The 19,792-nt window shown below is 62.4% G+C and carries 14 protein-coding genes; 9 read left to right on the forward strand and 5 right to left on the reverse strand.

The features are described from left to right. Position 1: 1 nt before the first annotated feature. The 3 genes from M0814_RS24330 (at position 2) to M0814_RS24340 (ending at position 2,718) form a co-directional block, all read left to right on the forward strand. Complete coding sequence (locus M0814_RS24330) at positions 2-1,267, forward strand: ABC transporter permease (protein WP_064589441.1); 1,266 nt, start codon at positions 2-4, stop codon at positions 1,265-1,267. Positions 1,268-1,278: 11 nt separating this feature from the next. Beyond that, a complete protein-coding gene (locus M0814_RS24335; RefSeq protein WP_003228673.1) occupies positions 1,279-1,797 on the forward strand; it encodes a DUF3299 domain-containing protein in 519 nt (172 codons plus the stop codon). A 222-nt stretch (positions 1,798-2,019) separates the two neighbouring features. Beyond that, positions 2,020-2,718 (forward strand): OmpW family outer membrane protein, encoded by a 699-nt coding sequence (locus M0814_RS24340; RefSeq protein WP_003228675.1) that lies wholly within the window; start codon positions 2,020-2,022, stop codon positions 2,716-2,718. Positions 2,719-2,895: 177 nt separating this feature from the next. On the opposite strand, the gene M0814_RS24345 is transcribed toward M0814_RS24340, so the two are convergent. Continuing rightward, on the reverse strand, positions 2,896-3,825 hold the full coding sequence (locus tag M0814_RS24345) for an NAD-dependent epimerase/dehydratase family protein (RefSeq protein WP_103483868.1): 930 nt from the start codon (positions 3,823-3,825) through the stop codon (positions 2,896-2,898). Continuing rightward, a complete protein-coding gene (locus tag M0814_RS24350) occupies positions 3,818-4,702 on the reverse strand; it encodes a sugar nucleotide-binding protein (RefSeq protein ID WP_103483869.1) in 885 nt (294 codons plus the stop codon). The genes M0814_RS24345 and M0814_RS24350 overlap by 8 nt, the downstream gene beginning before the upstream one ends. A gap of 296 nt (positions 4,703-4,998) precedes the next feature. Here M0814_RS24350 and M0814_RS24355 point away from each other — a divergent pair, with 296 nt between their 5' ends. Then, positions 4,999-9,432 (forward strand): DEAD/DEAH box helicase, encoded by a 4,434-nt coding sequence (locus tag M0814_RS24355; protein WP_103483870.1) that lies wholly within the window; start codon positions 4,999-5,001, stop codon positions 9,430-9,432. A 126-nt stretch (positions 9,433-9,558) separates the two neighbouring features. On the opposite strand, the gene M0814_RS24360 is transcribed toward M0814_RS24355, so the two are convergent. After that, positions 9,559-11,652, reverse strand: a complete 2,094-nt coding sequence (locus M0814_RS24360) for a mechanosensitive ion channel family protein (RefSeq protein ID WP_103483871.1) — start codon at positions 11,650-11,652, stop codon at positions 9,559-9,561. A gap of 339 nt (positions 11,653-11,991) precedes the next feature. Between M0814_RS24360 and M0814_RS24365 the strand changes: the two genes are divergently transcribed. From M0814_RS24365 to M0814_RS24385, 5 genes are all read left to right on the forward strand, one after another. Then, positions 11,992-13,197 carry an MFS transporter gene (locus tag M0814_RS24365; protein WP_103483872.1) on the forward strand — a complete coding sequence of 402 codons (1,206 nt, stop codon included), beginning with the start codon at positions 11,992-11,994 and terminating at the stop codon, positions 13,195-13,197. Positions 13,198-13,410: 213 nt separating this feature from the next. Beyond that, on the forward strand, positions 13,411-14,337 hold the full coding sequence (locus M0814_RS24370) for a DUF72 domain-containing protein (RefSeq protein ID WP_103483873.1): 927 nt from the start codon (positions 13,411-13,413) through the stop codon (positions 14,335-14,337). Next, a complete protein-coding gene (locus M0814_RS24375; RefSeq protein ID WP_103483874.1) occupies positions 14,334-15,131 on the forward strand; it encodes an endonuclease/exonuclease/phosphatase family protein in 798 nt (265 codons plus the stop codon). Before M0814_RS24370 ends, M0814_RS24375 begins: the two co-directional genes overlap by 4 nt. Next, positions 15,128-16,402 (forward strand): cardiolipin synthase ClsB, encoded by a 1,275-nt coding sequence (gene clsB, locus M0814_RS24380; protein ID WP_103483875.1) that lies wholly within the window; start codon positions 15,128-15,130, stop codon positions 16,400-16,402. Before M0814_RS24375 ends, clsB begins: the two co-directional genes overlap by 4 nt. Continuing rightward, positions 16,399-17,373, forward strand: coding sequence for a lysylphosphatidylglycerol synthase domain-containing protein (locus M0814_RS24385; RefSeq protein ID WP_003228693.1), 975 nt, complete (start codon positions 16,399-16,401; stop codon positions 17,371-17,373). Before clsB ends, M0814_RS24385 begins: the two co-directional genes overlap by 4 nt. A 115-nt stretch (positions 17,374-17,488) precedes the next feature. Here the strand turns inward: M0814_RS24385 and M0814_RS24390 are convergent, their stop codons facing one another. Together M0814_RS24390 and M0814_RS24395 are read right to left on the reverse strand one after the other, a co-directional pair. Then, positions 17,489-18,247 (reverse strand): alpha/beta fold hydrolase, encoded by a 759-nt coding sequence (locus tag M0814_RS24390; protein WP_103483876.1) that lies wholly within the window; start codon positions 18,245-18,247, stop codon positions 17,489-17,491. After that, positions 18,237-19,346: a DUF3182 family protein gene (locus M0814_RS24395; RefSeq protein ID WP_103483877.1), complete on the reverse strand. Its 1,110-nt coding sequence runs from the start codon at positions 19,344-19,346 to the stop codon at positions 18,237-18,239. The genes M0814_RS24390 and M0814_RS24395 overlap by 11 nt, the downstream gene beginning before the upstream one ends. Between the last annotated feature and the right edge of the window lie 446 nt (positions 19,347-19,792).

The following is a 19,792-nucleotide window of genomic DNA, read 5'->3' on the forward strand; positions in this document are numbered from 1 at the left end:
GATGTATCTGTTTCGTCTGGCCATGGCCAGCCTGGCCAACCGCCGCTTTACCGCCCTGCTCACCGCGTTCGCGATTGCCCTGTCGGTCTGCCTGTTGCTCGCCGTCGAGCGCGTACGCACCGAGGCCAAGGCCAGTTTCGCCAGCACCATCAGCGGCACCGACCTGATCGTCGGCGCCCGCTCCGGCTCGGTGAACCTGCTGCTGTACTCGGTGTTCCGCATCGGCAACGCGACCAACAACATCCGTTGGGACAGCTTCGAACATTTCGCCAGCAACCCGAAAGTGAAGTGGGCGATCCCGATGTCCCTCGGCGACTCGCATCGCGGCTACCGGGTGATGGGCACCACTGAAGCGTATTTCGAGCATTACCAATACGGCCGCCAGCAGCACCTGGAACTGGCCGACGGCCGCGCCTTCGCCACCGATCCGTTCGAAGTGGTGCTCGGCGCCGAAGTGGCCGAAGCGCTGCATTACAAGCTCGGCGACCAACTGGTGCTGGCCCACGGCGTGGCGGCGATAAGTCTGGTCAAGCATGACGACAAGCCGTTCACCGTGGTCGGCATTCTCAAGCGCACGGGCACCCCGGTGGATCGCACGTTGCACATCAGCCTCGGCGGCATGGAGGCGATTCATATCGACTGGCACAACGGCGTGCCGGCGCGCGGCAACGGCCGGATCACGGCGGATCAGGCACGCAACATGGACCTGACGCCACAGGCGATCACCGCGTTCATGCTCGGCCTCAACAGCAAGATTTCCACCTTCGCCCTGCAACGCGAGATCAACGAATACCGTGGCGAGCCAATGCTGGCGATCCTGCCGGGCGTGGCCTTGCAGGAGTTGTGGAGCCTGATGAGCACTGCGGAAAAAGCCTTGTTCGTGGTCTCGCTGTTCGTGGTGCTGACCGGGTTGATCGGCATGCTCACGGCGATTCTCACCAGCCTCAACGAGCGTCGCCGCGAGATGGCGATTCTGCGTTCGGTCGGTGCGCGGCCTTGGCACATCGCAAGCCTGCTGGTGCTGGAAGCCTTTGCCCTGGCGCTGACCGGCGTAATCGCCGGACTGGCATTGCTGTACATCGGCATCGCCGCCGCGCAGGGTTATGTGCAGGCCAATTACGGTTTGTATCTGCCACTGGCGTGGCCGAGCGAGTATGAATGGACGCTGCTCGGTGGCATTCTGGCTGCCGCGCTGCTGATGGGCAGCGTGCCGGCCTGGCGCGCGTATCGCCAATCCCTGGCCGATGGCCTGTCGATCCGTTTATGAGGATGTTCACCATGCCCCGCGCCGTGCTTGCGCTGCTGTTGCTGGTTGCCCTGCCCGTGTGGGCGGCGGCGCCGAAAGACCTGACCTGGTCGGAGATGATCCCGCCGGACGCCGCGCCGGAAGTGCCGAACATGACGCCTCTGCACGACATGTCGAAGATGAGTGATGCGCTGTCTGCCGAGTCGGCGCCCGCGGCGAAACAGGACATGCCCAACGCGCCGGTGGTGCAGAGTCTCGACGGGCAGAACATCCGCCTGCCGGGTTACATCGTGCCGCTGGAAGTCAACGAAGAGGGCCGCACCACGGACTTCCTGCTGGTGCCGTACTTCGGCGCCTGCATCCATGTGCCGCCACCGCCGTCGAACCAGATCGTGCACGTGAAAAGCGAGTTGGGCGTGAAGCTCGACGAGCTGTATCAGCCGTACTGGGTCGAGGGACCGTTGCAGGTCAAGGCGTCCACCAGCGAACTGGCCGATGCCGGGTATCAGATGGCGGCGGACAAGATTTATGTGTATGAGCTGCCGGAGTAGTTCCGGTAATTCTGCACTGTTCGGCCCATTGTCTTCGCGAGCAGGCTCGCTCCCACAGTTGACCGAGCTCTAATGTGGGAGCGAGCTTGCTCGCGAAGGGGTCGGCCAAGGTTCCACAAATAAACCCGCCATCACTGTTTCATTGAGCTGAGTCAAAAGACCGTATCAGTTGGCTTCATACCATAGGACATCAGACATTTTTAACGTCCTTTTGGAGCTCCCATGAACAAGTCCTTGCTCAGCGCCGCGCTGTTTGCAGTCGCGCTCGCAGCCCCGCTCGCCCACGCCCACGAAGCCGGCGATATCATCGTTCGCGCCGGTGCGATCACCGTCAACCCGAAAGCCGACAGCTCCAGCGTCAAGGTCGATCAGGGTCCGTTGAGCGGCACCAACCTGGGCGGCAAGGCGACCATGAGCAGCGACACCCAACTGGGTCTGAACTTCGCCTACATGCTGACCAACAACATCGGTATCGAGTTGTTGGCCGCCTCGCCGTTCGAGCATGACGTGAAAATCAAAGGCACCGCGCTGCCAGCCGCCAACGGCAAACTCGGTACGCTGAAACACCTGCCGCCGACCCTCAGCGTCGTGTACTACCCGCTGGATTCCAAGTCGCCGTTCCAGCCGTACATCGGCGGCGGCATCAACTACACCTGGATCTATGACGAGCACGTCGGCAGCGAAGCCCAGTCCAACGGCTTCAGCAACTTCAAGGCGAAAAACTCCTGGGGCCTGGCCTGGCAGGTCGGCGCCGACTACATGCTGACCGACAACATCATGCTCAACGCCCAAGTGCGTTACATGGACATCGACACCCGCGCGACTGTCGAGAACAACGCCGTGGCGCCGGGCACCCGTGCCAAGGTGAATGTGGATGTCGATCCGTTTGTGTACATGGTGGGTCTGGGCTACAAGTTCTAAGCAACAGTCGAACATTCGCGTGGTGGTGAATGAGGCTTTGGGTGAGCAGGCTTAGAACTGACGACGATCACTTCGTGATCGATCGGGGATAAATCCCCTCGCCACAGGATTAGCGACAAATTCCGGCCGTGAAAAAGGCGCCTGTAAAAAGGCGCCTTTTTCATGTCTGCGATAAACCTACTTGCCGAGCAACCGCGCCAGCCCCACACGCATCGGCGTCGGCTCTGGCAGCTGGAAGCGTTGCAGCAAACGCGCGTTGTTCGCCCGCGAATGGCGGATGTCGCCGGAGCGCGCCGGGCCGTAGCTGACCGGGGGCAACTCGCCGACCACTTCCTGCAGCGCTTGCAGCATCTGCTTGAGGTTCATTGCCTGATTCCAGCCGACGTTCATCGCGCCCACTTCCACTTCAGACTTGTCGATCGCTTGCACCAGCACGTCGACCAGATCCTCGACATAGAGGAAATCACGGGTCTGCTCGCCATCGCCGAACACCGTGATCGGCAGGCCTTTCTGTGCCCGCTCGCTGAAGATGCTGATGACCCCGGAGTACGGCGAGGACGGATCCTGGCGCGGGCCGAAGATGTTGAAGAAGCGGAAGATCACCGGCTCCAGGCCATGCTGGCGACGATAGAAATCGAAGTAGTGCTCGCCGGCCAGTTTGTCCGAGGCATACGGCGTCAGCGGAGCTTTTGGCGTGTCTTCGTCAATCGACTCGCCTTCACCGTTGTTACCGTACACCGCTGCGCTGGACGCGTAGAGCACACGCTTCACTCCGGCTTGGCGCATCGCTTCGCAGACATTCAGGGTGCCGATGAAATTGCTCTGGTGGGTCTTCACCGGATCGTCTACCGAAGCCTGCACCGAGGCCACCGCCGCCAGGTGCGCGACGGCGCTGCAGCCTTGCATGGCCTGCGCAACCAGCGCGGCGTCGGCAACGTCACCGACGATCAGTTCGACCTGCGGATGGTCCAGCGGCAGGTTGGCGCGTTTGCCGGTCGACAGATCATCGAGAATCCGCACCGAATGGCCGCTGGCGAGCAATGCATCCGTCAGGTGCGAGCCGATGAAACCGGCGCCGCCGGTGATTAAAACAGGGCGTTCAGCCATGACGATAAAACCTATCCAGTAAAGCCGGGAGCCCGGCGCGCCAGGCGCGGGGCTTGATCCCGAAAGTGTGCAGAATTTTCTTGCAGGCGAGTACCGCGTGTTGCGGTTCCTCGGCAGCGTCCGGCCGCGCGGCATGGGCCTGCGCGGTCGGCGCTTCGATCGCCAGCGGATGCAGGTTGCGCGCTTCGCTCAGAATCGCCTGACCCAGCGCCAGCGGCGTGGTCGCCTCGTGGCCGGCGTAATGGTAAGTACCCCACAGCGGCGCGGCGCAATCGAGTTGCTTGAGCACCGAAATGATTACCCGTGCCGCGTCATCGACCGGTGTCGGATTGCCACGGCGGTCATCGGCCATGAGCAATTCGTCCGGTTGTTCGGCGCGGGCGAGGAAGCGTCCGAGGGTGCCTTCAGGACTGTCATCGAGCAGCCAGCCGAAGCGCAGCAGCACGTGTTGCGGGCAAGTGGCGCGAACACTTTGCTCGATGCGCCACAGCGCCTGACCGCGCAGGCCCAGCGGCACCGGCTCGTCTTTCTCGCTGTAGGCGGTCGCCCGCGAACCGTCGAACACCCGATAGCTGGAAGGCTGCACGAGGATGATGTTGTGGTGCTGGCACAGTTCGGCCAGCCGCTCAATGGCGCGTTCCTGCCCGGCCAAACGGCTTTCGCTGACGGTCTCGGCCTGGAACCAGTCGAAATAGTAGGCGAGGTTGATCAACGCATCCGGACGGGTATCGTCGAGCAGTTGCGTCAGGCTTGCGGCATCCCAGCCGTCTTCTGGCGGGCGGGGGGCGAGGAAACCGATGTCTTCTTCCGCACCGAGGCGAATCAGCGCCTGCCCAAGGGCATTTCCGCCGCCCAGTAACATAAGGCGCATTCGCATAGAGTCAGCAGGCCCAGTCTGATTGGAACGATGGCTTTAGCGACGGTGCTGGTGACACCGTCATCGATAATTGCCGGAATCGTTGCATTTTGCGGGTTTAGTGCGCAACCGTCACCCGTAAAGTGTAGATCGCCGGGAAATGTGCTGAATCAACTGGCCCCATCGCGAGCAGGCTCACGCCTACAGTTGATCGCGTTCCCCTGTGGGAGCGGGCCTGCTCGCGAAGAGGCCCGGCCAAACGCTGAAGATCCCAGCGGTACTTGCATCTTGCCGCCCCCACCCGCATAACTTGAGCCATGAATCTGCCCATCCCCAAGGACGCGGCCCTGGCAGGCTTCCACCCCGCCGTCAGCGCCTGGTTCAGCAGCACCTTCCCGACGGTCACCGCCGCCCAGGCCCGCGCATGGCCGTTGATCCGCCAGCGCCGCTCGACACTGATCGCCGCGCCCACCGGCTCCGGTAAAACCCTCACCGCATTCCTCGCCGTGCTCGACGACCTCGTCCACCGTGGCCTGGAAAACCCCGAAGGCCTGCCCGACGCAACCCTCGTCGTCTACGTTTCGCCGCTTAAGGCGTTGTCCAACGACATCCGCATCAACCTGCAAAACCCGCTGGCGGGAATCACCGAACAATTACGCCAGATGGGCCTGCCCGAACTGCAAATCACCACCGCCGTGCGCACCGGCGACACCCCGCAAAAAGACCGCGCCGCCATGCGCAAGCGCGCGCCGCACATTCTGGTGACCACCCCGGAATCGTTGTACGTGCTGCTCGGCTCCGAGTCCGGACGCAAAATGCTCGGCAGCACACGCACGGTGATCATCGACGAGATCCACGCCATCGCTGCCGGCAAACGCGGCAGTCATCTGGCGCTGAGCCTCGAACGCCTGCAGGCGCTGTGCGCGGAACCACTGACCCGCATCGGCTTGTCCGCCACGCAAAAACCGATCGACGCCGTGGCGCAGTTTCTGGTCGGCACCGATCGCCCCTGCGAGATCATCGACATCGGCCACGCGCGCCCTAGAGATCTGGGCATCGAAGTGCCGCCGGTGCCGTTGTCGGCAGTGATGGCCAACGATGTCTGGGAACTGGTCTACGACCGCCTCGCCGAGTTGGCCCGCGAGCACCGCACCACGCTGATTTTCGTCAACACCCGGCGTCTGGCCGAACGCCTCAGCCGACACCTCAGTGAACGTCTGGGCAAACAGGCGGTGGCGGCGCACCACGGCAGCCTGGCCAAGGAGTTCCGTCTCGACGCCGAACAGCGGCTCAAGCGCGGCGAACTGCAAGTGCTGATCGCCACTGCGTCGCTGGAGTTGGGCATTGATATCGGCGAAGTCGATCTGGTCTGCCAGATCGCCTCGCCGCGTTCGATTGCCGGGTTCCTGCAAAGAGTCGGTCGCTCCGGGCACCAGGTCGGCGGCACGCCCAAGGGCCGCTTGTTCGCCACCACCCGCGACGACCTGATCGAATGCGCCGCCCTGCTCGACTGCGTGCGCCGTGGCGAACTCGACACCCTGCACATTCCCGAAGCGCCGCTGGATGTACTCGCGCAGCAGATCATCGCCGAAGTCAGTTGCCGGGAATGGGCGGAAGACGCGCTGCTGGCGCTGTTTCGCAAAGCCTCGCCGTACCGCGATCTCGACGAAAAACACTATCAGGCGCTGCTGACGATGCTCGCCGAAGGCTACAACGGTCGTCAGGGCATCCGCAGCGCCTACCTGCATCGCGATGCGGTCAGCCGCACCCTGCGTGGCCGCCGTGGCGCGCAACTGACCGCCGTGACCAGCGGCGGCACCATCCCCGACAACGCCGACTACAGCGTGCTGCTGGAACCGCAAGGTCTGAACATCGGCAGCGTCAACGAAGACTTTGCCGTGGAAAGCATCGCGGGCGACGTGTTCCAGCTCGGCAATACCTCCTACCGAATCCTGCGGGTGGAAACCGGCAAGGTGCGGGTCGAGGATGCCCAAGGCCAGCCGCCGACCATTCCGTTCTGGCTCGGCGAAGCACCGGGGCGCAGCGACGAATTATCTGCGGCGGTGGCGCGTCTGCAAGCGACCCTCGACGACCTGCTCGGCGCCCGCCCCGGCGATCTGCAACCGGCCCTCGACTGGCTGACCGCAACCCTCGGCCTGAACCACGCCAGCGCCGAACAACTGATCGAATACCTCGCCCGCGCTCGCTTGACCCTCGGCGCCCTGCCCTCGCAGGACACGCTGCTGATGGAGCGATTTTTCGATGAATCCGGTGGCACCCAACTGATCATCCATTCACCGTTCGGCAGCCGCATCAACCGCGCCTGGGGCCTGGCCCTGCGCAAGCGTTTCTGCCGCACCTTCAACTTTGAGTTGCAGGCCGCCGCCAGCGAAGACGCGATTGTCCTGTCGCTGTCCACCAGCCACAGTTTCGAGCTGGATGACGTCTGGCGTTACCTGCACAGCAACAGCGCCGAGCACATCCTGATTCAGGCGATTCTCGACGCGCCATTGTTCGGCGTGCGCTGGCGCTGGAATGCCGGGGTGGCGCTGGCGTTGCCGCGTTTTACCGGCGGGCGCAAAGTCGCGCCGCAGTTGCAGCGGATGAAAAGCGAAGACCTGATTGCCAGCGTGTTTCCCGATCAGATCGCCTGCCTGGAAAACCTCGCCGGCGAACGGGAAATTCCCGAGCATCCGCTGGTGGAACAGACCCTCGACGACTGCCTGCACGAGGCGATGGACAGCGACGGCTGGCTCAATCTGCTGCGGCGCATGGAGCGCGGCGAGGTGCGGTTGATCAGCCGCGACCTGCCAGCACCTTCACCGCTGGCCGCAGAAATGCTCAGCGCGCGGCCGTACAGCTTTCTCGACGATGCGCCGCTGGAAGAACGCCGCACCCAAGCGGTGCTCAACCGGCGCTGGAGCGACCCGCAATCCACCGATGATCTCGGTGCGCTGGACGCAGACGCCATCAACGCGGTGCGTGAAGAAGCGTGGCCGACGCCGGCCAACGTCGATGAAATGCACGAGGCGCTGATGAGCCTGGCCTGCATCAGCGACCTTGAAGTTCAGGCTGGCGAACACTGGCGCGAATGGCTTGACGCGCTGACTGCGAGCGGTCGCGCCTGCCGCTTGGCCGTTCCGCCAGTAACGGCAAAAGAAAAGCTTCGCGAGCAGGCTCGCTCCCACATTCAACCGGGTTCCGCCAGTTGGAACACAGTCAACTGTGGGAGCGAGCCTGCTCGCGAAGACGGCCTCACCGTCACTACACATCCACAGCCTGGCTCGTTGTGGCTGGCGCGAGAACGCCTGACCTGCCTGTTGGCGCTTTATCCACAGGCCACGCTGCAACCGCAGCAAGAGGCCTTGCCCGGTTTCAACGAACCTTGGACGTTCGAGCAAGCGCTGGTCGAAGTGCTCCGCGCGCGATTGGGCGCATTTGGCCCGCTGCCTTTAGCCGCCATTGCCGAACCACTCGCGTTGCCGATACCGCAGGTCGGTCAGGCCCTCGCGCAACTGGAGCGCGAAGGCTACGTGCTGCGCGGTCAATTCACTCCGGGCGCGACGGTTGAGGAATGGTGCGAACGGCATCTGCTGGCGCGCATTCATCGCTACACCGTCAAGCGTTTGCGCCGGGAAATCGAGCCGGTGGCCCTGCAGGATTTCATGCGTTTTCTGTTCGACTGGCAGCATCTGTCCTCCGCTACGCGCGCTCAGGGCAGCGCGGTGTTGCCGGCGATTGTGGGTCAGTTCGAAGGTTACCCCGCAGCGGCTTCGGCGTGGGACAGCGACCTTCTCCCGGCACGCCTGAAAGACTACTCGCCGAGCTGGCTGGATGAGCTGTGCCGCAACGGCAAACTGGTGTGGACCCGGCTCAGCGCCCGACAGAAAGTCAGCGGCACGGCGCTGCGCAGTACGCCGATTGTGCTGTTGCCGCGCAGTCAGGTCGGACTGTGGAGTGGATTGGCCGAGCAAACGCCGGTCAGCGAGCTGTCAGCGAAAACGCAGAAGGTCTACGAGGCGCTGAATCAGCACGGTGCGCTGTTTTTCGATGAACTGATCCATGAAGCGCATCTGCTGCGCACCGAACTGGAAATCGCCTTGCAGGAACTGGTCGGCGCCGGCCTGGTAAACGCTGACAGCTTCGCCGGTCTGCGTGCGCTGATCACCCCGGCGAGCAAGCGCCAGCAACGCAGCAGTCGTCGCGGACGTGGAGCGTTTGTCGGCGGCATGGACGATGCCGGACGCTGGGCGTTGTTGCGGCGCGGGCCGCTCATGGAGAACAGCCAGAGCGCTTCGCCGGAAACCCTCGAACATGTCGCCATGACCTTGCTGCGCCGCTACGGCGTGGTGTTCTGGCGTCTGCTGGAGCGCGAGGCGGATTGGCTGCCGAGCTGGCGCGAATTGCTGCGCACGTTTCATCGGCTGGAGGCCCGTGGCGAGATTCGCGGCGGGCGGTTTGTCAGTGGTCTGGCGGGGGAACAGTTTGCCTTGCCGGAGGCGATTCCGTTGCTGCGCGAAGTTCGGCGGCGGGCACATGACGGCAGCTTGATCGCGGTGTGCGGGGTGGATCCGTTGAACCTGGCCGGGACGCTGTTGCCGGGGGCGAAAGTGCCGGCGCTGGCGAGCAATCGGTTGGTGTATCGCGATGGGGTGCCGGTTGCTGCCGAGATTGCCGGCAAGCAGGTTTTCTGGACAGAGCTGGATCAGGTGACCATGGAACAGGTGCGGAGCAAGCTGATCCGGCATTGATGTCGACAGTTCCGGCCCTTTCGCGAGCAAGCCCGCTCCCACAGGGGATCGGCGGCGTTCACCAATCCAATGTGGGAGCGGGCTTGCTCGCGAAAGGGCCGGCAATCCCACCACAAAATCCGGCGGTCAGGTACTCGACCGTTGTGGCGCCTCGCTCGCCAACAGCTCCTTCTCACCCTGCCGCTTGGGCAACAAAACCTGCTGTGGATAAGTCTGCGCGAAATGCACGTCGGGACTGTTATCCACAAGCTTTTTCAAACGCTGGTTGAACGCCCGGCTCACCGCATACTGCCCACCCGACACAGTACGGAACTGCGCCGTCAGCACCACGCCGTTCAGGTCCATCCGGTCCACCCCGAACACATCCAGCGGCCCTTGCAGGTTGTACTTGAGGAACGGGTCTTCGCGGATCGAATCGCCGGTCTCGCGGATCAGTTCGATGGCCTTGTCGACATCGGTGTCGTAGGTGAACTGCACCGAGAAAAACGCGTAGGCAAACTGCCGTGATTGGTTGGTCACTGCCTTGATCTGGCCGAACGGCACCGAGTGCACGAAACCCTTGCCGTCACGCAGGCGCAGGGTGCGGATGGTCAGGCCTTCGACGGTGCCGGCATGTCCGGAATCGAGCACCACCCAGTCACCGATCGACAGCGTATCTTCAATGATGATGAACAACCCGGTGATCACGTCCTGCACCAGTTGCTGCGAACCGAAACCGATGGCCAGACCGACCACCCCGGCACCGGCCAACAGTGGCGCAACGTTGATCCCGAGGTTGGCCATGGTTGTAATCGCGCAGATCACCACCAGGATGATTTTGATCGCGTTACGCAGCAGCGGCAGGATGGTTTTCACCCGAGTGCTGGGCTGGCGCGACGAGCGTTTGCTGACCGGTGGCTTCAGCGCTTCCTGAATCGCCGTGTCGAGCACCACCCACAACAGCCATGTGACGAGAAAGATCAGGCCGATGCTGCTCAGCGCGTTGCTGATCGCCCGTCCGACCGTGCTGCTCTGGGCGAAATCGAGCAGTGAGACGCCCCAGATCCGCCCGAGAATATCGATGAAGGCAATCGCAATGACAATCCGCAGCAACGCATGCAACAGGCTGAGAAAGCGCTCCTTGTAGGCACTGCTGCGCTGGATCGATTCGGCTTTTCGTGACTTGAACAAATGCTGGAGGATGGTGCTGAGAAACACCGTGCCGATCAGCAGCACCGTGGTGAACAACGCGCAGCGCAGGGCCTTTTGGTTGTCCTCGCCGATGCCGATCAGATTGACCGCCGAGACCAGCACCATCAACACGATCGGCCAGTACCAGAGCCCGGAAAAAATCCGCAGCGACTCCTGCAACGACGGCTGTTTCAGACGCTGCGCCAGCGGTCGGTTGCGTATCAGGTGCGCCACCGGCCGGCGCAGGCGAATCACCAGCAGACCGAAGATGATCGAGGCGATCAACCCGGTGAACACCGCGACGCTGCTGGTGATGTTGCCGCCTAACTGACGGGCGATCTGTGGGCTGGTCAACGCGTCACTGAGGGCAGCAAGAAAACCGATCAGGAACAGCGGTTTCGGACAGTAGTCGCGGATGATCCGCGCGGCGGGCCGTTTGTGGCCGACGTTGAACATCACCACCACGCACAACAGCATCGAGGTGGAGAAAATCCCGCTGCTGGTGGCGTAGGCAAAACACAGCGCCAGCGCCCGGCCGATCGAGGCTTGCAGAAAGTGGCTGACGTACAGCGTCAGCGGCAAGCAGATCAGCGCCGGCAGCGTGTACGGCAGCAGGTAACCAACCAGGTCCTGACTGCGCTGGCGGGTGCGCAGCCAACGACCCTGACTCAGCCGCTTGGCCAGCAGGCTGCCGAGCACCGTGAGCAGCGCAAAAGTGCCAAGCCAGACGCCGGACAACATCAGGAAATCCCCGGCGACGCTCCAGCCCGAACGATCCGACGGCTGGTTGACCAGTTTGTCGATCTCATCCGCTGCGCGATCGGCCCGCAGGCGCCAGGCGTCGACCAGATGCTCGTTGAGATCGAGTTTGTCCTGCACGTCGTCGATGCTCGTACTGATCGCGCCGAGCAAGCCGCCCTGCACGATCGGCTCGGGTTTGGCCGGTTCTTCAGCGGTGGCCGGAACGCCCGGCAACGCGGCGGCTTGCACCATCTGGCCAGCGCCCAACAGCAGCGCCCCCAGCAAAACAGCGACCCTGAACTTGATCAAAACTCCGATCCCCCTTGGCTGAACCTGTAAGGAACTGATCGGTAATTGTCTGGCAAGTTCAAGAGCACCCTCACCCCAGCCCTCTCCCCGAGGGAGAGGGAGCCGACCGAGTTGTGCTCTCGAGCTACATCGACCTGAAATATCCAGCCGAACTCAATATTGAGTGCAACCGAGATCAGCTCCCTTCCCCCTCGCCCCTTTGGGGGAGAGGGTTGGGGTGAGGGGGAGCGCTTTTGACCTTTGCGTCCAAGGCAAATATCAAATGCCCAACCCCGTATTTTTCCGCACAAGCCAAACCCCGACACTGCGCTCCATTCAAACCTCTACCGGAGTGCTGTCATGCCCATTGCCTTGCTCGCGCTGACCCTCAGCGCATTCGCCATCGGGACGACCGAGTTCGTCATCGTTGGCCTGTTACCCACCATTGGCGCCGATCTCGGCGTCAGCCTGCCGTCCGCCGGGCTGCTGGTCAGCCTCTATGCGTTGGGCGTTGCCATTGGCGCGCCGGTGCTGACCGCCCTCACCGGCAAAGTCCCGCGCAAACTGTTGCTGCTGTCGCTGATGGTGCTGTTCACCCTCGGCAACCTGCTGGCGTGGATGGCGCCGAGTTACGAATCGCTGGTGCTGGCGCGGATCGTTACCGGCCTGGCGCATGGGGTGTTCTTCTCCATCGGCTCGACCATTGCCACCAGTCTGGTGCCCAAGGAAAAAGCCGCCAGTGCGATTGCGATCATGTTCACCGGCCTCACCGTCGCCTTGGTGACCGGCGTACCACTGGGCACTTTCATTGGTCAGCATTTCGGCTGGCGCGAAACCTTCCTCGCCGTCTCGGCGCTGGGTGTAATCGCCTTCATCGGCAGCCTGCTGTATGTGCCGAACAACATCGCCCACAGCAAACCGGCGTCCCTGTTGCAACAGCTGCAAGTGCTGAAGCAACCGCGTTTGTTGCTGGTGTACGCCATGACTGCGATCGGTTACGGCGGCTCGTTCATCGCCTTCACTTTCCTTGCGCCGATCCTTCAGGACATCTCCGGCTTCAGCGCCGGCACCGTCAGCCTGGTGTTGCTGGTGTACGGCGTGTCGGTGGCGGTCGGCAACATCTGGGGCGGTAAACTGGCGGACAAACGCGGGCCGATCAGCGCCCTGAAAATCATCTTCGCCCTGCTCGCCGCCGTGCTGTTCGTACTGACCTTCACCGCTGGCAATCCATGGCTGGCGCTGGCCACGGTGCTGGTGTGGGGCGCGGTGGCGTTCGGCAACGTGCCGGGTCTGCAGGTGTATGTGGTGCGTCAGGCTGAACATCACACACCGCAGGCAGTGGACGTGGCATCGGGGCTGAACATTGCCGCGTTCAACCTCGGGATTGCCGGCGGGGCGTGGGGCGGCGGGCTGATCGTCGAGCATCTGGGCCTGATTCATACGGCGTGGATCGGTGGTCTGGTGGTGCTGGTGGCGCTGGCACTCACCGCATGGAGCGGTCGACTGGATCGGCTCGGTCCGGTCTATGCCGAACCGGCTCAAGGCCGAGTAATCACGGGTCACTGAGTAACCCTGTGGGAGGGGGCTTGCTCCCGAAGGCGGAGGGTCAGTCAGCATCAATGGCGACTGATACACCGCTTTCGGGAGCAAGCCCCCTCCCACATTAGCTTTGTGTTGCTCTCAGGGATGTACCGTCCGTAACGCCACCGAAACTTTCCCGAACCGCCCACAGTCATCAACAGACACAGGCTGTACGAGGACTGACAACGGGAGGGCGACATGGCAACGATTCACATCGGTATTTCCGGCTGGCGCTACGCCCCGTGGCGCGGGGATTTCTACCCGAAAGGACTGGCGCAGAAACGCGAATTGCAATTCGCTTCGCGGGCCGTCAACAGCATCGAAATCAATGGATCGTTCTACGCCCTGCAACGGCCCGAACGTTATGCCCAGTGGTACGCCGAAACGCCCGACGACTTCGTGTTCAGCGTCAAGGCGCCGCGCTTCATCACCCACATTCGCCGTTTGCGCGAGGTCGAAAAACCGTTGGCGAATTTCTTCGCCTCCGGGGTGCTGGAACTCAAGGAAAAACTCGGGCCGATCCTCTGGCAGTTCCCGCCGAACTTCAAATTCGATCCCGAGCGCTTCGAACACTTCCTCGCCCTGCTCCCTCACGACACTGAAGCGGCCGCCGCCCTCGCCCGCCAGCATGACTCGCACCTGCACGGCCACGCCAGCCTGAAGGCCTGGCGCAAAAAACCGCTGCGCCATGCCGTGGAAATTCGCAACGACAGCTTCATCGACCCCGACTTCGTGCGCTTGTTGAAACGCTACAACACCGCCCTGGTGATCGCTGACACCGCCGGCAAATGGCCGTACCGCGAAGACCTCACCAGCGATTTCGTCTACCTGCGTCTGCACGGTGCCGAGGCACTTTACGCCAGCGGCTACAGCGAACCGGCGCTGCAGAGTTGGGCCGAACGCATCGACGCCTGGCACCACGGTCAGCAACCGGACGATGCGCATCTGATCGCGCCGCGCCTCAAGCCTCGGGCACGTAAATCCCGTGAAGTGTTCTGCTATTTCGACAACGACGTCAAAGTCCGCGCGCCCTACGACGCCCGCAGTTTGCTGCACCGTTTTGAGCTGGATAAAACCCTCGCCACCACCCCCGGCGAACCGGCAGCCGAAGGGGTGTTGGCATGAGTATTCCAGAGCCGGTCGGGGTCACCGACGAACAGACCAGCGTCGAAGTGTCGGTGCGCCGTTTCACTGTGCTGACGGTCAACACCCACAAGGGCTTCACCGCCCTCAATCGACGCTTCATCCTCCCGGAGTTGCGCGAAGCGGTGCGTAGCGTGGCGGCCGACGTGGTGTTTTTGCAGGAAGTCCACGGCACCCACGAACACCATCCAAAACGCTACAGCAACTGGCCGACGATGCCGCAGTACGAGTTCCTCGCCGACAGCCTCTGGCCGCAGTTCGCCTATGGGCGCAACGCGGTGTATCCGGAGGGCGATCATGGCAATGCGTTGCTGTCGAAATTCCAGATCATCCGCCACGACAACCTCGACGTCTCGATCAGCGGCCACGAAAACCGTGGCCTGTTGCATTGCGTGCTGCGCCTGCCCGGTGATGGCGTCGAGGTGCATGCGATCTGCGTGCATCTGGGTCTGCGCGAAAGCCATCGCAATGCACAACTGAAGCTGCTCGGCGAGCGTCTGGCGGAGCTGCCGGTTGACGCCCCAGTGATCGTCGCCGGTGACTTCAATGACTGGCGTCAACGCGCCGATGCGTTGCTCGAACCCTGCGGTCTGCGCGAGGTGTTCGCCGAGCATCACGGCAAACCGGCGCGCAGTTTTCCGGCACGCCTGCCGACGCTGCGGCTCGACCGCATTTACGTGCGCAACCTCAAGGCCAGCCAGCCGACAGTCCTGGCGAATCGGCCCTGGTCACACCTTTCCGACCACGCCCCGTTATCGGTGGAGATCGAATTATGAGCAGCGCACCGCTGGAGAAATCCGCCGTGGCACCGATCAGCATCAACCCGCCGGTGCGCGAGCCCGGGCATGTCGATGTCGAGTACGGCTGGCAGGGCAACAACCGCGTCGAGTTGCTGGAAAACGGCGAGGAATATTTCCCCCGGGTGTTCGACGCCATGCGTGCGGCGAAGAGTGAAATCCTGCTGGAGACCTTCATCGTTTTCGAAGACAAGGTCGGTGCCGAGTTGCAGCAGATCCTGATCGACGCCGCACGACGTGGCGTGCGCACCACTGTCAGTCTCGACGGTTTTGGTTGCGGCGAATTGTCCACCGGTTATCTCGCGGCTTTGAGCGATGCTGGCGTGCACCTGCAAATGTTCGATCCGGCGCCCAAACATCTGGGTTTTCGCACCAACTGGTTCCGCCGCCTGCACCGCAAGATCGTGGTGGTCGACGGACTGATCGCGTTCATTGGCGGGATCAACTTTTCCGGCGATCACCTGGCCGATTTCGGCCCCGAGGCGAAACAGGATTACGCGGTGCAGATTCAGGGGCCGGTGGTCGCTGACATCCATCACTTCGCCCTGCTGCAAAGTGGTAGGCCGGGCCGTGCGCGGTTCTGGTGGCAGCGCCGCCGTCAGCGCCGAGCGGACATGGCTTTCAACGATCACGACGGTCAGGTACGGCTGGTGTTTCGCGACAACGATCAGCATCACACCGACATCGAAGACGTGTATTTGCAGGCATTGCGCCGGGCCAAACGTCGGGTGGTGATCGCCAACGCCTACTTCTTCCCCGGCTACCGCCTGCTGCGCGAGATCCGCAATGCCGCGCGCCGTGGTGTCGAGGTGCGGCTGATCCTGCAAGGCCAGCCGGACATGCTGGTGGCGAAACTGGCGGCGCGCATGACCTACGACTACCTGCTCAAGGCCGGCGTGCAGATCCACGAATATTGCCAGCGCCCCCTGCACGGCAAAGTCGCCTTGGTGGATGAGGAATGGAGCACGGTCGGCTCGAGCAATCTCGACCCGCTGAGCCTGTCGCTCAACCTCGAAGCCAACGTGCTGATCCGCGACCGCGCGTTCAATCAGCATTTGTTCCAGCGCCTCGAAGACCTGAGCCAGAACCACTGCAAGGCCATGGACGCCGACATGGCCCCACGCGGGCGGATCTGGCACATGACCGTGGGATTTCTGGTGTTTCACTTCCTGCGGCATTTCCCGTCGATGGCCGGTTGGTTGCCGGCGCACAAACCGCGGCTCAAGCCGTTTCGGGGAGATATCCCATGAGCCATTCCCATGCGCAATCGGCGCCTGCCGTGCATTCTCGCTGGAGTCGCTGGAAACGCCCGCTGACCCTGCTGTTCTTCCTCGCGCTGATCGTGTTGCTGACGATGTTCGCCAGCCGCATCGAATGGGCGGAAGTCCTGCAAACCCTGGCTGACTTCAAGGTCCGCACGCTGATCATCGCCGCCAGCCTGACCCTGCTGAGCTTTCTCACCTACGCCAGTTTCGACCTGATCGGCCGCACCTACATCCGCCAGGACCTGACCTGGAAGCAGATCCTGCCGGTGGGGATCATCAGCTATGCGTTCAACCTCAATCTCAGTGCCTGGGTCGGCGGGATCGCCATGCGCTATCGGCTGTATTCGCGCCTGGGTGTGAGCAAAGGCAACATCGCCAAAATCCTCGGCCTGAGCCTGGCGACCAACTGGTTCGGCTACATGACGATTGCCGGCGCGGTGTTCAGCAGCGGTCTGGTGAGTATGCCGCCGGGCTGGAAAATCAGCAGCGATGCGTTGCAGGGCATCGGCGTGCTGTTACTGCTGCTGAGTGCCGGTTACCTCGCCGCGTGCCAGTTCTCGAAGCGCCGCGAGTGGTCGATTCGCGGGGTGGAAATCAACCTGCCGTCACTGCGCATGGCCGTGCTGCAGTTGCTGCTCGGCGCATTGAACTGGTCGCTGATGGCGGCGGTGATTTTCACTCTGCTGCCGAGCAAACTGGATTATCCGTTGGTGCTCGGCGTATTGCTGATCAGTGCGATAGCCGGGGTCATCACGCACATTCCGGCGGGACTCGGGGTGCTGGAAGCGGTGTTCGTCGCGCTGCTGCAGCACGAAGCTTCGCGGGGCAGTCTGGTGGCGGGGTTGCTGGCGTATCGGGCGATTTATTTTCTGCTGCCGTTGCTGATTACGGTGGTGATGTATTTGCTGGTGGAAGCCAAGGCCAAGGCGTTGCGGATCGAGAAGAAACCGTCCTGATTTTGTGGCTATGGCTGATGGCCCCTTCGCGAGCAGGCTCACTCCTACAGGGGGAGCGCATTTCAAATTGTAGGAGTGAGCCTGCTCGCGATGGCGTCCGAAAGGGCACCAAAGATCATGTGGACTGGATGATGCTCAACCGCTCACCGACCACCATCTCGGTAATCCAGTCCACCAGAATCGAGGTATAGGCCTGCTGCGAAACCGGCTCGCTCAAGGCATGGTCGGCGCCGTCGATAATCCGGTGCGTCAGCGAATGCGTCTGCTGACAGGCCGCGCGGTAACTCATGATCGTCGCGTGGGGCACGTAGTCATCGGTTTCCGATTCCACCAGCAACACATCCCCGGTGAATTGCGAACAGGCGTGCAGCGCACGATTACTGTCAGCACGGACCAACGTCGCCCGATAGTCGCGCAGGTCAGCCTTGTCCAGATCACGCTTGGGCGTGTGCCATTGCTCGTCGCGATACAGCGCCGGCACTCGCAGCGCCAGCCAGCGCACCGGGCGCAATGAGGTGAGGATCGAAGCCAGGTAACCGCCATAACTGGTGCCAACCACCGCAATCGCCGAGGTATCGAGCGCCGGATGCGCCAGCAGGCGGTCGTAGGCTGCGAGCAGGTCACGCAGGTTGTCTTCGCGCGTGACCCGGGTCAGCGGAATGCCAGTGCCGCCGGTGTGGCCGCGCAGGTCGAAGGTCAGGCAGACACAGCCAAGCCCGGCGATGCCCTTCGCGCGCTCCAGATCGCGCTCCTGGCTACCGCCCCAACCGTGAACAAACAACACGCCGGGGACTTTCGATTTGGGACTGAGAAACGTCCCGCTCATCTGCTCGTCATCAATGTCGATCTGAATGCTTTCGCTTCTAGCCGTCATAGGATTTGACCGTTACGTATTTGAGAAGGAAGTCGCTGTTCTCCGCCGGCCCGCGATAGATTTCGATGGCGTCGGCCGGCAGGGTCTGATCGTTGTAGGTCTCCACCGTCGACACGCGGATCGCCGGCATATCTGGATCGTTGACAAAGCTTTGCAGCGCGGCCAGTTCAGCGCTGCTGGCACCGCCCATGCGCCAGGACTGTTCGAGTACCCCGCTACGAGGTTTGCCATCGTGGTCCAGGCCCTGGGCGACGTCATAGTTGCGCCGTGAGGCATAGAAACCCGGGTAGGCCTCGTCTGCCGCCCGGTCAAAAATCTGCGCCTGCTCGATGGCCAGGCGCACATCGTCCGGCAAGTCCAGCGCCAGCAGATCGGCGTAACCGCCCTGCACGACCAGCAGATTCGAACCGCCGTAGACGTCTTCACCCTGCGTATCCTTGGTCAAGTATTGATCACCGCAGTAGCTCAGCACTTTGTCGCCGATGAATGACTGGCCGACGCTGTGGGTGAAGACCTTGCTCAAGTCCTGTTCCAGCACCACGCCATCGCGGAACAGCTCGCCGACCTCCGCTCGGGCGAGCACTTCATCGAATGCGTCGAGGCTGTTGATAACTTCCTGGCCGCGACCGGCGCAGGCGTGAATCGGCTTCAGACGGATCGGCCCGCTGTACAGCAGATGCTCGGCAGCGGGTCGCGCATCTTCCACGGCAAACACGGTCAAGCCATCGAGCACCACGTCGCGCACACGCTCGGAGAACAGCGGCGCCCAGCCTCGCGGGGCGTAGGCCAGATGACTGCGCAGGCCGTGGCTGATGGCTTTGGTGCAGATGAAATCGTGTTCGACGAATCCGCCCCACAAGTCCTGTGCGCCTTTGATGCCCAGTGCCTGCGCCTGTCTGGCGCCGACAATGGTTTGCGTGGGTAGCCAGTACAGATCGCGACCGCGGTGTTTTTCCGGGTCGTAGCTGCCAGCAAATTTGAGCCCGAGAATTTGCGCCAGCCAACGGGCCAGCGCCTTGTTGGTCTGCACTTCGTGTTGTGGCGCGCCAGCGCGCACCGAGTGTGCGACGACGATTTTTCTGCCTGGCGTCGGGGTCATGCGTCCCCCTTGCAGCGGTTCGGTGAATGTAGCGGTGAAGGGTGCAGAGATCAGGCCAAAGACCGGCCTGTGGAAAACTCTGGCCGATCAAAGGCTTGCTAAAACGGTGATGGCACCACGCCCGTTTCAATCTGCACGAAACAGCGCAAATTCGCGGCAATTTGCACGACCGCTGCTTGCACAGAACCCTGCAGGATTGAGCCTGCTCGCGATAGCGTTGGAACAGTCACCTGATTTCCGGCTGACAGATTGCAATCGCGAGCAGGCTCACTCCTACATTAGATATTCGCCGCTTTTTCGCCTGTCATAAAAATCTCACGCGTGAGCCATTGATGGCACTTTGAATTGCTTGTAGTGTGGCTCACGCGTGAGATGTTCATAACGGAGTCATTGCCATGAAAAGCCGCTCCCCCACTGTTGCGTCAGAGAGCCCACAGGGAGAGCGC

This window comes from Pseudomonas sp. MWU12-2020 (assembly GCF_023100605.1).
Lineage (GTDB): Bacteria > Pseudomonadota > Gammaproteobacteria > Pseudomonadales > Pseudomonadaceae > Aquipseudomonas > Aquipseudomonas fluorescens_H.